7 protein-coding genes are annotated in these 12,741 nt (G+C 66.6%); 1 reads left to right on the top strand and 6 read right to left on the bottom strand.

The features are described from left to right. Window position 1: 1 nt before the first annotated feature. The 3 genes from OVA13_RS12055 to OVA13_RS12045 all read right to left on the bottom strand — a co-directional run bounded on the left by OVA13_RS12055 (window position 2) and on the right by OVA13_RS12045 (window position 3,454). A complete protein-coding gene (locus OVA13_RS12055; protein WP_267790724.1) occupies window positions 2–1,312 on the bottom strand; it encodes an ABC transporter permease in 1,311 nt (436 codons plus the stop codon). Between the two features lie 10 nt (window positions 1,313–1,322). Beyond that, window positions 1,323–2,057: an ABC transporter ATP-binding protein gene (locus OVA13_RS12050; protein ID WP_267790723.1), complete on the bottom strand. Its 735-nt coding sequence runs from the start codon at window positions 2,055–2,057 to the stop codon at window positions 1,323–1,325. Window positions 2,058–2,185: 128 nt separating this feature from the next. Further along, complete coding sequence (locus OVA13_RS12045) at window positions 2,186–3,454, bottom strand: efflux RND transporter periplasmic adaptor subunit (protein ID WP_267790722.1); 1,269 nt, start codon at window positions 3,452–3,454, stop codon at window positions 2,186–2,188. A 192-nt stretch (window positions 3,455–3,646) separates the two neighbouring features. On the opposite strand from OVA13_RS12045, the gene glmS reads away from it, so the two are divergent. Beyond that, a complete protein-coding gene (gene glmS / locus OVA13_RS12040; RefSeq protein ID WP_267790721.1) occupies window positions 3,647–5,473 on the top strand; it encodes a glutamine--fructose-6-phosphate transaminase (isomerizing) in 1,827 nt (608 codons plus the stop codon). 80 nt (window positions 5,474–5,553) lie between these two features. On the opposite strand, the gene OVA13_RS12035 is transcribed toward glmS, so the two are convergent. Genes OVA13_RS12035 through OVA13_RS12025 form a run of 3 tightly spaced genes read right to left on the bottom strand, consistent with a single transcriptional unit; the run spans window position 5,554 to window position 12,676 of the window. Next, window positions 5,554–6,654 carry a toxic anion resistance protein gene (locus tag OVA13_RS12035; RefSeq protein ID WP_267790720.1) on the bottom strand — a complete coding sequence of 367 codons (1,101 nt, stop codon included), beginning with the start codon at window positions 6,652–6,654 and terminating at the stop codon, window positions 5,554–5,556. Further along, window positions 6,651–7,355: a hypothetical protein gene (locus OVA13_RS12030; protein ID WP_267790719.1), complete on the bottom strand. Its 705-nt coding sequence runs from the start codon at window positions 7,353–7,355 to the stop codon at window positions 6,651–6,653. The genes OVA13_RS12035 and OVA13_RS12030 overlap by 4 nt, the downstream gene beginning before the upstream one ends. After that, complete coding sequence (locus OVA13_RS12025; protein WP_267790718.1) at window positions 7,352–12,676, bottom strand: DNA repair ATPase; 5,325 nt, start codon at window positions 12,674–12,676, stop codon at window positions 7,352–7,354. Before OVA13_RS12025 ends, OVA13_RS12030 begins: the two co-directional genes overlap by 4 nt. Window positions 12,677–12,741: the final 65 nt, after the last annotated feature.

The following is a 12,741-nucleotide window of genomic DNA, read 5'->3' as shown; positions in this document are numbered from 1 at the left end:
GTCACTGGCTCTTCAGCTGGATGGCAGGCGTCACCTGCATCGCCCGCCATGCCGGCAGCATGCCCGCCAGCAGGCTGGCGACGATGGCCAGCGCGAACGTGGTGAGCAGCATCTGTATGTCCATGTGGGCCAGCTCGGCATAGCCGGCCGGTTGCTGGCGCACGGCCCACAGTCCCAGCCAGGCCAGCGCCAGTCCCAGCACGCCACCCACCAGCCCCACCGTGCCGGCTTCCACCAGGCATTGGGTGAAGATGGCGCCACGCGTGGCACCCAGGGCGCGACGCACGCCGATCTGCGAAGAGCGGCCCAGGAACTTGGCCAGCAGCAGGCCCACCGTGTTCAACAGGCACACGGCCAGGAAACCGAAGGCCAGCCACACCTGCAGGCGCACGTCGCCCGGCACCGCGTTGTTCTTGTCCAGCCACTGCATGACGTTGTGCAGGTCGACGTTGCTCGGGCGTTCGAAGCGGCCGGCGGCGCGCTGCTGGTCCGAATAGTTCGCCAGGTACTGCTTGTAGTCGGCGACCTTGGCCGGCGTGCCCAGCTCCACCCAGTACTGCAGCCAGGAGCACGGTGCGTTCGGGCCGGTCGCGCCTTCTTCTTCCTTGCTCGAGTCGCCCCAGCAGTTCATGTTGCCCTGCGTGCCCAGATCAAGCGCGCGCGAGGTCCAGAACGGCACGAAGACCTGCTCGACTTCGGTGAACCGGTCGTTGGTCATGTCGTAGAACTTCGGCGTTGGCCGCCAGTCGTCCATCACGCCGATGATGCGGAACGTGTAGCCCGACGCCAGCAGGTCGCGGCCGACGCTGTTGGCGCCACCGAACAGCTTGTCGTTCAGCGCCGTCGAGATCACCGCCACGCGCGCACGCGCCTCGTCGTCCGTCGCCGCCCAGCCATTGCCGTAGCGGAACGGCACGTCGAACATCGGGAAGAAGTCCGCCGACGTGTAGCGTGCCTCCACCGCGAACGGATCGAGCTTGCCGTCGCCGGATTCCACCGGCATCTGCCCGCCGGTCATCAGTGCCTGGCGGTCGCCCTTCTTGTCGCGCAGCAGACGCTCGGCGTCGTAGCGCGTCATCTGGTCTTCCGGCTCGGTGCCCGGGGTGAACCCGTTCATCGAGCGCGGATCGATGCGCGGATAAAACAGTTTGTCGCTCTTCTGCGGGATCGGGTCGCCCGACAGCACGTAGAACACCGTCAGGGTGGTCATGCTGGCGCCGATGCCCAGTGCGATCGCCAGCACCATCAGCATCGTCAGCGCCTTGTTGCGCCTGAAGCTGCGCAGGGCGAGATTGAAGTAGTAGCCGAACATGGCGTTCCCCTTACGCGGAGGCGGGAGCGGAGGGGCTGGATTCGGCCGAGTGCGCCGCGCGGATCAGGGCCGGTTCCACCGACAGGTCGGTGGCTGCGCCGTCCACGATGTGCACGTTGCGCTGCGCGCGCGCCGCCAGTTCCGGATCGTGGGTGACCATGATGATGGTGGTGCCCTGGCGGTTGATCTCCTCCATGAGCTCCATCACGCCACGTGCCATCTGCGAGTCGAGGTTGCCCGTGGGTTCGTCCGCCAGCAACAGGCGCGGGCTGCCGGCCAGCGCGCGCGCGATCGCGGTGCGCTGCTGCTGGCCGCCGGAGAGTTCCGACGGGAAGTGCTTCATGCGCGAGCCCAGGCCCACGCGCGCCAGCGCATCCTCGATGCGTTGCTTGCGTTCCGCCGCCGGCATGCCGCGGTAGCGCAGCGGCACGTCGACGTTGTCGAAGAGGTTCAGGTCCGGGATCAGGTTGAAGCCCTGGAAGATGAAGCCGATCTTCTGGTTGCGCAGGCGCGAGCGCGCATCGTCGTTCAGGCCGCTGACATCCTGCCCGTCCAGCAGGAACTGGCCGCCGGTGAAGGTCTCCAGCAGGCCGGCGATGTTGAGGAAGGTGGTCTTGCCGGAACCCGACGGACCGGTGACCGCGACGAACTCGCCTTCGCGGACATGCAGGTCGAGCGAACGCAGCGCGTGCGTTTCCACCTGTTCGGTGCGGTAGACCTTGGCGACTTGGCGCATTTCGAGCATTGTCGGACTCCTAATGGTGATTCGTGGTTCGTGATTGGTGATTCGAGGGAGGTGAGGGAGGTGAGGTGCGCGGTGGTCGGGGATAGGCGTGCTCTTGCGAATCACGTCTCACCAATCACCTGGCATTGCTAGTTGACCGATACGCGCTCGGCATCGCCGAACAGATCGCTGCCGGAGACGACGACCTTGTCGCCGGCCTGCAGCCCGCCGAGCACTTCGACGGCGCTCAGGCTGTTGACGCCCAGCTGCACGGGACGGCGGACGGCGGTGCTGCCGTCCATCACGTAGGCATAGCGGCCGCCGCCCTGTTCGACGAACGGACCGCGCTCCACCATCAACACGTTGCGACGCGTGTCCATCATGATGCGGGCCGACAGGCGCTGGTTCTGGCGCAGGCCGGGCGGCTGCTTCTCGGAGAAGCGCAGACGGGTGACCACTTCGCCGTTGACCACTTCCGGTGACACGGCCGAAATCGCGCCGGGGAAGGGGGCGCCGTTGCTGGTCAGCGTGGCCGGCATGCCGATGGCCAGGTCACGCGCGAAACTTTCCGGCACCTTGATCTCGACTTCGAACACGGACAGGTCCACCACGCTCAGCACGGGCGCATTGATGGCCACGTTGGAGCGCTGCACGGCCTGGATCTGGCCGACTTGGCCATCGAACGGCGCGCGCAGCGTCAATGCATCCACCTGGCGCTGCACTTCCACCACGACGGCACGCTGGCGATCGGCCAGCAGGTGCTTGTTGCGGGCATCCAGGCCCGCGCCTTGGCCCTGCAGGCCCAGATCCTTGCGCGCATGGGCTACGGCGATCTCGCTCTTGCGCAGGTTGTCCTGGGCTTCCATCACGTCGACCTGAGGCACCGCGCCACCGTCGAAACCGCGCTGGTAGCGCTGCAGGTTGCGTTCGGCGGCCTGGCGTTCGATTTCGGCCTGGTCCAGTGCCTTCTGCGCATTGGCGCGGGTGACGCTGGCGTCCAGCGTGGCGCGGCTGGCTTCGGCTTCCAGGCCGGCCAGCGTGGTCTGTTCCTGCGCCAGCTTGCTGCGCAGTTCCGGGCTGTCGATCTCGGCCAGCGGCTGGCCCTTCTTGACCTGGTCGCCGGCCACCACCTTCAGGGTCACCACACCACCGGCGACGGCGTACAGGGTGGGACTGTTGGCGGAAATGACGCGGCCGTCGGCGGCGATGTCGCGGACCAGGTCACCGCGCGTCACCTCGGCGATGCGCAGGCGCTCGCCGTCGATGGACGCCGTGCCCCCCAGCCACCCGCGCGCGGCGAACACGATGCCGGCCAGCAGCAGCGCGCCGCCAGCGGCAGGCCATACCCAGCGGCGCCAGGGGGCGCGGGTCTGGGCGGCGGTGATGGGGCGGTCTTGAGCGGAGGTGTCCCGAATCATCGGTGGCGTGCGTTCTGTGGAGAGACCTGCACAACAAAGCAGGATGCGTGCCAAACGCAAGCATTTGATTCAAAAGGGGTTGTCCGGGGAATGGCCGCTGTCCGGCTGTCCGCGGACAGTGGGCGGACAGCGACTGTCCGGCCCGGACACGTAGAATGGCGTATCAACTTCAACCAACGGTGGCAGCAGCCTATGTGCGGCATTGTGGGCGCGATCGCAGATCGCGATGTGGTTCCGGTTCTGATCGAAGGGCTCAAGCGACTGGAGTACCGGGGTTACGACTCCGCCGGCATCGCGGTGGTTGACCAGCAGGATGTACGCCGCGTGCGCCGCACCGGCAGGGTCTCGGAAATGGAAAATGCCGCCGCGGCCGAGGGCTTCCAGGCCACGCTGGGCATCGGCCACACCCGCTGGGCCACCCATGGCGGGGTCACCGAATCCAACGCGCACCCGCACATCAGCCATGGCGTGGCGCTGGTGCACAACGGCATCATCGAGAACCACGAGGAGCAGCGTGAACGGCTGCGCGCACTGGGCTACGTGTTCGAGTCGCAGACCGATACCGAAGTCATCGCGCACCTGATGCACTACCACCTGAAGGATGGCAACGACCTGTTGGCCGCGCTGCAGCGGACGGTCAAGGAACTCACCGGCGCCTATGCGCTGGCGGTCGTCAGCCGCCAGGAACCCGAACGCCTGGTCTGCGCACGCATGGGCTGCCCGCTGCTGGTGGGCCTGGGCGACGGCGAGAACTTCGTCGCATCGGACGTGTCGGCCATCATCCAGGCCACGCGCCGGGTGATCTTTCTGGAAGAGGGCGACACGGCGGACATCAGCCGCGATGCGGTGCAGGTATTCGACGGCGACAACCAGCCGATCACGCGCGAGGTGCACGTCTCCGACGTTTCCCTGGCGTCGCTTGAGCTTGGTCCGTATCGCCACTTCATGCAGAAGGAAATCCACGAGCAGCCCCGCGCCATTGCCGACACCATCGAGGCGGTGATCGACGGCGGCTTCTCCGCGACGTTGTTCGGCGCGAATGCCGAGGCGGTGCTGAAAGGCGTCGAGGGCGTGCAGATCCTCGCCTGCGGCACCAGCTACTATGCCGGCCTGACGGCGCGCTACTGGATCGAGGCCATCGCCGGCCTGCCGTGCAGCGTGGAAATCGCCAGCGAATACCGCTATCGCGCCGCCTATGCGAATCCGAAGCACCTGGTGGTGACGATCTCGCAGTCGGGCGAAACGCTCGACACGATGGAAGCGCTGAAATACGCCAAGTCCCTGGGCCACCTGCACACGCTGTCGATCTGCAACGTGCCCGAGAGCGCCATCCCGCGCGCCAGTGAACTGGTCTGCTACACCCGCGCCGGTGCCGAGATCGGCGTGGCTTCCACCAAGGCCTTCACCACTCAGCTGGCGGCACTGTTCCAGTTGACCGTCGTGCTGGGCAAGCTGCATGGCAAGGTCAGCGCGGAAGACGAGGCCGGCTACCTGGAAGAGCTGCGTCACCTGCCCGGCAGCGTGCAGCATGCGTTGAACCTGGAACCGCAGATCGCGCTGTGGGCCGAGCGCTTCGCACCCAAGTCCGATGCGCTGTTCCTCGGTCGCGGCCTGCACTACCCGATCGCCCTGGAAGGCGCGTTGAAGCTGAAGGAAATCTCCTACATCCACGCCGAAGCGTATCCCGCCGGTGAGCTGAAGCATGGCCCGCTTGCGCTGGTGGACGCCGACATGCCGGTGGTGGTCATCGCCCCCAACGACCGGCTGCTGGAGAAGGTGAAGTCCAACATGCAGGAAGTGCGCGCGCGTGGCGGCGAACTGTTCGTCTTCGCCGACCAGGACAGCCACTTCAGCGAATCGGAAGGCGTCCACGTGATCCGCACCCCCCGCCACACCGGCGTACTGAGCCCGGTGGTGCACACGATCCCGGTGCAGCTGCTGGCTTACCACACGGCCCTGGCCCGCGGCACCGACGTCGACAAGCCGCGCAACCTGGCCAAGTCGGTGACGGTGGAGTAAGTCGGCAGGCTGCCAGGCGAACAGGACGGGCCGCCCTTGGGCGGCCCGTTGCGTTTGCGGCGAGCGCTGTTAATTCGTGGTCAGGCTGGCGTGCTGCCTGTCGTCGGGAGTGCCAGCCGCTTCTCCAGATCTTCACGCATGCCGACGAGTTCGCTGGACAGCTGCTTACGCTTGGCCATGCCATCGCGATGGATTTCGCGGACTTCCTCGACGGTGCGGATAAGGGTGTCATTGACGGTCCGCAGCGTCTCGATGTCGATCGCCGAGCGCTGGTTGGCTCGTGCGGTGCCAACGGCGGTGGAGTGAACCAGTTCGGCGTTCTTGCGCATCAACTCATTGCTTGCATCGTCGATGGCGTTCGCCAGCTCCACGGCGTTGCGCTGGTCGGCCAGCGAGAGCTGGATGGCGAACTGGTTGCGCCACATCGGGATGGTGACGTCGCGTACCGCGCTGAATTTCTCGATCAGCTGGATCGCGTTGGCCTGGATCAGCCGGATCATCGGCAGCGTCTGATTGGCGGCGTGCTGCAGCACCTGCAGATCGGACACGCGCTTGTCTATAAGGCGCAGCGCCGTGTCGAGGGACGCATGCCGGGTGCGCGATTCGGGATCTTCATGTCCTGCCAGCGAAGCAAGTTCCGCCTCGAGCTCGCTAATGCGGACGCGGCCGGCGGCCACGTGCACGCCCAGCTCGCGGCGTTCCTCCAGCACGATGTCGTGCATCTGGTCGTACTCGCGGACGCGCTGCTGCTGGATCTGCTGGGTCTTGCCCACGTCGCCCATCAGCTGGTCGATCTGGCGGTTGGTCGAGCTGTATCGCTGGACCAGGTCGTTCTTGGTGGCGCGCATCTTGTCGATCAGCGGGCCGAGGATCGGCAACTTGGAGCGGCCATGGAAGGATTCGAGGTTCAGCGAACGCGCGATGCGCACCACTTCGCCCAGCTTGTCGCCACTGCTGTCAAGGTCGGCATTGCGGACCTTGTCCAGCAACTGCGTGCTGAAGGCGCTGGTCTTGGTGGTCGCTTCGCGACCGTAGGTGTGCAGGTTGCCGGGTGTGATGTCCTGCAGCGCTTTCGCTGCTTCCTGGATACGCGGGATGTCGCCGTTTTGCAGGCCCAGGTCTGTCAGCAGCTGGGGCGACAGCGTCGCGGGAACCAGCGGCTGTTCGGGATGGGTCGTCATGAGGCCTCCTGGGTTTGAGTGGCGCGCGCCGCCGTCGCGGGCGCGGCGGATGGTGCGGGCAGGTTTTCGATATGGGCTTCCAGCTCTTCTATCGTCCGCGCAGCGGAGGATAGCTGCATTCCGTGGCTGGCACCGGCGGTGACACCTAGCTGCTGGTCGAGCAGCACGGTCAGCCGGGGCAGTTGCTGCGCGTGACGGTCGGCGATGGCGAGCGCATTGGCGGCGACGAGGTCCAGCTGGCTGGCCGTGATCTCGTACGCGCTGCGGAGCGTGATGAGGTGCGCGAGACGTGGGGATCGGGCAGGCGTGTCGCCTTCCGCCATCGCCTGTTGGCGCCCGAGGCTGTCGATGACTTGTTGCAGCTGTGCACAGATGTCGCGCAGCCGCTGCGCATGTGTAGCGAGTGTGGCGTGCTGGTTGCGCAGCCGTGATGCTTCAAAACCAGCTTGCTGCAGCAGGATGCCGGTGCGCTCACGCAGCGAGCGCGCTTCGGCGGCCAGGCGGATGTCGCGGCCGATCAGCCGGCCCCAGAATCCCACGCTGCGGCGTAGCGCACGCGGGTCTGCCGAGAGCAGCACGGTGCGCAGGTCGCGTAGGGTCGCCTGCAGATCGCCTGCCCCCGCCTGCGCCAACGCGCGGATGGCGGCGGCGTGTTCGGCCACGCCGGCGATCTCGACATCCGCGATGCGCGTCTGGTTCACCTCGAACCGTCTCCCTCTTCACTGTCCGGTCGGGACGGTGAAACATCCAGTGTTGGCGTGGGGCGTTCTTCCTTGAACGCGAGACTCGCGATCACCTGGTCGAACTCCGCCTCGCGCGGCGAGCGCGGCTTGGCTTTGCGCACGCCGGTGGCTGCAAGTGCAGGGGCTCCACTGCGCATGGCCTGCGCCAGTGCCACAAGCGCTGCGTTGAGCTGGTCCTGCCTCGCCATCGTCTGTTGAAGGGCCTGCAGCACGGGTGCGGTATCGACCGCGGGCGCAGCAGGCGGCACAGGCGGAGCGGGGGGCACCGCTTCTGGTGGCCGCAGCGAGTGCAGCGCCGACAGCAGTGCCTCCCAAGGCGCCGGCTGAGTGGCCTGCACCGGGGCGGGGTCGCTCAGTCGCTGCAGGCCAACGGCGATGTCGGCCAGCTGTGCGACGACCCGACCGCCGACATCGGCATCTTCAGCGCCCATGGCCTTGTTGCGAAGAAAGTCCGCCTTGATCTGGGCCCAGCGCATCTGCTCTTCGCCGGTCAGCGTGCCGCGCAGTTCGGCCAGTTTCAGCAGGTTCTCTTCGGCACCCGTGGTCAGCAGTTGCGCTTCGCCAAGATAGTGGTCGGATATCAGCTGCTGAAGTTCGGCCGCATTCATCACCGGCGAAATCTTCTCCGCCAGCTTGTTCATGTTGCGGTAGCTGCCCTGCAGCCGGAAAGGTGGTTCCACGCGGTAATTGTCCGCCTGCGCGGCGCTGGCGATGTAGTGCCGGTTGACGCGGTAGACCACGTCGCGCACGGTCAACAGGCGCTGCAGCACCGCGACGATCTCGCCGATCTCCGCGCCGCTGTAGGCATGCGACAGCTGGTTGGTGCTGACCTCCTTGCCGCGAGCCTTGTCGACCAGCAGGTACAGGTCGGCCATGTCACGCGTGGCGAGCGGCGCCAGCACGGGATTGGAGGTCAGGCAGTTCTCCACGTAGCTCAGCAGGAAGGCATCTTCCATGCCGCCCAGCACGTCGCCCAGATTGTAGATGTCTGCACGGTTGGCCAGCATGTCCGGGATCTTGAAGACCTCGCCGGACTCCGTGTACGGGTTGCCGGCCATCACCACCGCGAACTTGCGTCCGCGCATGTCGTAGGTCTTGGTCTTGCCGCGCCAGACGCCCTCGATGCGGCGCGTGCCGTCGCACAGCGAGATGAACTTCTGCAGGAACTCCGGATGCGTGTGCTGGATGTCGTCCAGGTACAGCATGACGTTGTTGCCCATCTCCAGTGCCAGGTTGAGCTTCTCCAGCTCCTGTCGTGATGTCGCGTCAGGTGCCTGCGCCGGGTCAAGGGAGCGCACCCCGTGCCCGAGCGCCGGCCCATTGATCTTCATGAACACCAGGCCCAGCCGGTGCCCCACGTACTCCATCAACGTGGTCTTGCCGTACCCGGGTGGCGAAATCATCATCAGCAAGCCCATCAGGTCGCTGCGCTTGTTTTCGCCCACGGTGCCCATCTGCTTGGCGAGGTTGTCGCCGATCACTGGCAGGTACACGTCGTTGATCAACTTGTTGCGCACGAACGAGCTGAGGGGACGGGCCTTGAATTCCGACAGGCGCATCGCCGCGCGCTCGCGCTGCGCGACTTCGCTGCGCAGCGCCTGGTAGCGCTGCCAGGCCGGGACGAAGTGGTCTCGGTGCGCGGCGAAGCGCGCCGGCAGGTCGTCCACCGCCAGCGACAGGCGGCCCTCGCGGATGCGCTCGTGTTCGCCCAGCAAACCTTCGACGGTCGCCATCAGCGTCACGTGCTCGACTACATGCGTCAGCTGCGCGCCGTGGCGGAACAGCGCGATCGCTTCTGGCACGTAGGCGGCCAGGTGCGCGTACTCCGGCAAGGCGACCAGCGCATCCAGCGCCTGTCGCAGTAGTGACCAGGCCGCGGCCGCTCGTCCGTCCAGGCGTTGCAGCGCACTGGTCAGTACGCCGCCGCCGGCGTCGTTGGACAGGCGGCCGCGGAACGCGGTCACCAGTGCTTCCGCATAATGGGTGAAACGGAACGTGGGCGTCGCCGTGGCGACGGTGTCCACCAGGAAGGCCGCCGCCGCTACGGCATCCGTGGCAGCGAAGGGCAGCGCGTCGCGCTGCACCCATTCGATGATGGCGGTCGCCAGTTCCTCGCGCACCGACTGCAATGCGCGTCCCGCCGGCGACATCGCATCGATCGCGCGCGCCGCGCGGATCCGGTCGATCGCCTCCTGTGGGGCGGCGTCGCTGCGGCACCACCAGGCCACCGCCAACGCACGCGCCGCCGGCGCATGCCGCAGCGTGCCGGCGGCGCTGCGCAAGGGCAGGAACGCGCGCAGGATCGCAGCGGCGTCGTGGTCGTGGATGCCTTTTTCGTAACCCTCGCGATAGCGCGGGGCGGCATAGTCGCGCACGATCCGGTCCAGTGCTTCAGGATCGGCCAGGGCATGGTCCAGCTGCGCCATGTCCGGTTCGCCAGCACCCGCCAGCGCCTCTTCCAGCAGCCGGCACGCGAGATACTCGCCGCGGTACATCGAGGGCGATTCCGATTCGAGCGTGACATGCCAGTAGTCGCGTAACGCGTCCAGCGCTGGCTCCTGCAACGGTGCCAGGTAGTCGGTGCCGGTCAGGTGCACGGCCAGTGTGTCGCCGCGCGGGATTAGGGTCAGGTCCAGCGGCTGCGCGTTGACGCTGAAGCGGTGGCGCGGGCCGAGGCGGATGACGTTGCCGGCGTCCTCGAACAGGTCGCTGCGGTCGCGCAGGCCGCGCACGGCCTGGTCGCGGGCGCCCTTGATGCGCGCCTCGATGTCGTCGGCCTTCACCGAGTCCTTCAGCTCGCGCAGACGGCCAGCAAGTTCGCGCAGCTTTAGGATTAGTGCATCGCCGGCGAAGAACGCATTGAGCTCGTCCGGGGTGCTGAAGCGTTCGGTACGGCGCGCAAGCCCTTCGAGAATGCGATTGGCGGCTTCCTGCACCGCATGCGCCTTGCGCTGGCGTTCGTCCAGCAGCGCCTGCTTGTGCGCCTCGAAGGCCTCCAGCATTTCCTCGCGCTTGGACAGGATGTCGCCGAGGAACTGTTCGTGCTCGCCGAACTGGCTCTCCAGCTCCTCCAACTGCACCATCAGGCGCGACAGTTGCTCGTCGGCGCGCTCTGGCGTGGTCGCCATCGCCAGCGCGTTGCTGACCGCCTGGCCGAACAGGGTGAACTGCGCACCGAACTGCGCCACCGCTTCGGCCGAGCCGAGTTCGCGACGGCGCTGGGTGGCGCGCGCGCGGGTCTGGTTGAGTTTCGCGTAGATGCCCGACAGTGCATCCACCACGCGGGTGCGCTGGGTAGCGTCGTCGACCCGCAGCGTTGCCATCAGTTCGGAAAGCATGTCCAGCTCGCCGGCCATGCCCTGCATGGCCTCGATCGCCTCGACCAGCTCGCGCGCACTCGCGGCTTTCTGGGCCTGCGCATCCAGCGCGACCAGGCGCTGCTGGAACGGGGCCAACGCTTTCTCGCCGGCAAGAAACTGTCCTGTTGCCGTGCCGACGCGCTCGTGGGCTTCCTGCAGCGAAGCGACCATCGCGTCAATGGCGGGAATATCGATGTAGCGGTAGTCGCGCAGCGTCAGCAGATGGCCGCGAAGGCGCGAGATCGCGCCGAGCGCTTCGACGAACTCGGTGACGCCGTTCCATCCCTCCGGTTGCAAGCGGCCGATCAGGGCCCGATGGTCGCGTTGCGCATGCGCCATCGACGTCTCGGACTGTCGCCGGATCTCCTGCACCTTCTCGTATTCGTCCAGCACCGATTCGCCGGTGGCGGCGATCTCGTGCAGCAGCGTGCCCAGGCCTTCGCATTGCGCGTCGTCGATCCAGTGATGCAGGTCGAACAGGCGGCGCGTGCGGTGCGTCAGCAGTTGGTAGCGTTGCGCGGAGACGTCCGGGCGCTCGATCTCGCGGGCCAGGTCGAACAGGTTCGACACCGCGCGCACCAGTTCGGCATTGCCCAGCCTGGCCATGAACGAGGTGCCGGCAGGCCGCGTCGCGGCGAATTCGTCCGAGCTGAAAGGCGTCTGCCAGAGCTGCATCTGGTGGACGCGCGTGGCGTCGTCGTTCTCGGCGCGGAACAGCACCATGCGTCCGTCGTGCAGGCGCGCGTAGCCATGTGCGAGTACCGGCGGCTGCAGGCGGCGCTGCACCAGGTTGTAGACGAGCAAGGCAGCCTGGCCAGTTTCACGCTCGTAAAAAATGTACATCACGTCTTCGCCGTTCGGCGAACGGATCGTGCGCTTGTATTGCATGTCCTGCACAGCGGCATCGAACGCCTTGTGTTCACCGCTCTGCAGGTAGTAGCCGCCGGGGAAGATGATGCCGTGGTCTTCGGGCAGCTGGATGCAGGCCTGCACGATGGCGTCCAGTCGCGTCACCTTGCCGGTCTGGGTGTTGTAGACCAGGCCGCGCCACGCGCTCTCGCGGTAGGGCAGCACCTTGATCAGGATCAGCGAGCCGACACGCGCGAACTCGATCTGCGCATCGTCCAGCGACTGTGTGCGGTCCTCCACCGGCTCGCTGTAGACGCCGGCGCCGGTCTCGGTGTTGTTTTCCGCCTTCAGGGTCAGGTCGCCGCCGATCGTCTCGACGAACAGCGTGTCGAGGATGTTCAGGTGCGGATGGCGGCCGCTTACCTCCATGTCCTTGGTCGCGCGCGTCCATTCGAAATCGAACGGCGGCGGCAGCACGATGTCGCGCTCGCCGCGCGCGTCCAGGTAATTGACCTCGCCCTCCGCGGTGAGCGTCCAGCGGAACACGCGCACGTCGGTGGACTTCAGGCCGATCTGGAACGCCATCAGCAGGCGGCCGTCGCGGACGATCAGCTGCAGCAGGCGCGCGTCCTTGTAATAACTGTAGAGCTCGCTGAAATCACGCTGAAACGCGCCATCGGCGAGGAAGCTCGCTGCGATGTCGACCGGTGCCACGTCATAGCCTTCGCCGGTCTCCACGAGGCGGTAGATACCGAACACGTCGGCCACCGACGTGGTCGCCTTAAGCCCCATGTAGACGTTGAAACCGAACAGCAGCAGATCGCCGACCTGCACGATGTCGCGGCCGACGGAGTTGTGTTCGGTACGGATGCGCAGGCGGCCGATCGCCTCCATCCGGCTGTCGCCGAATTCCTGCAGCCGGCGCGTGTTGAGCGCTTCGACGACAGTGCGCAGGCGCGTGGCCTGCTCATCGAGCCGCCGACGCAGCACGTCGTAGGCGCCGCCCTGGGCCACTGCCTGGTCGACCTGCGTGTCGGTGGAGGGGACTTCTGTGTTCGTCGTGTCGGGCATCGAACCTCATCCTCGCCCATCCTGGGCGGTTGATGCGGAAATCGGGGGCCGGCGGCCATCGCCGC

This window comes from Pseudoxanthomonas sp. SL93 (assembly GCF_026625825.1).
In the GTDB taxonomy this organism is placed as follows: Bacteria; Pseudomonadota; Gammaproteobacteria; order Xanthomonadales; family Xanthomonadaceae; genus Pseudoxanthomonas_A.
Note: the sequence above shows the minus strand (reverse complement) of the source record. Positions and strands in the feature narration are given on the sequence as shown.

What these genes read in the sequence shown, in the direction of transcription:
- OVA13_RS12055 (WP_267790724.1), bottom strand. Translation starts at nt 1,312, where the DNA reads ATGTTCGGCTACTACTTCAATCTCGCCCTGCGCAGCTTCAGGCGCAAC.
- OVA13_RS12050 (WP_267790723.1), bottom strand. Translation starts at nt 2,057, where the DNA reads ATGCTCGAAATGCGCCAAGTCGCCAAGGTCTACCGCACCGAACAGGTG.
- OVA13_RS12045 (WP_267790722.1), bottom strand. Translation starts at nt 3,454, where the DNA reads ATGATTCGGGACACCTCCGCTCAAGACCGCCCCATCACCGCCGCCCAG.
- glmS (WP_267790721.1), top strand. Translation starts at nt 3,647, where the DNA reads ATGTGCGGCATTGTGGGCGCGATCGCAGATCGCGATGTGGTTCCGGTT.
- OVA13_RS12035 (WP_267790720.1), bottom strand. Translation starts at nt 6,654, where the DNA reads ATGACGACCCATCCCGAACAGCCGCTGGTTCCCGCGACGCTGTCGCCC.
- OVA13_RS12025 (WP_267790718.1), bottom strand. Translation starts at nt 12,676, where the DNA reads ATGCCCGACACGACGAACACAGAAGTCCCCTCCACCGACACGCAGGTC.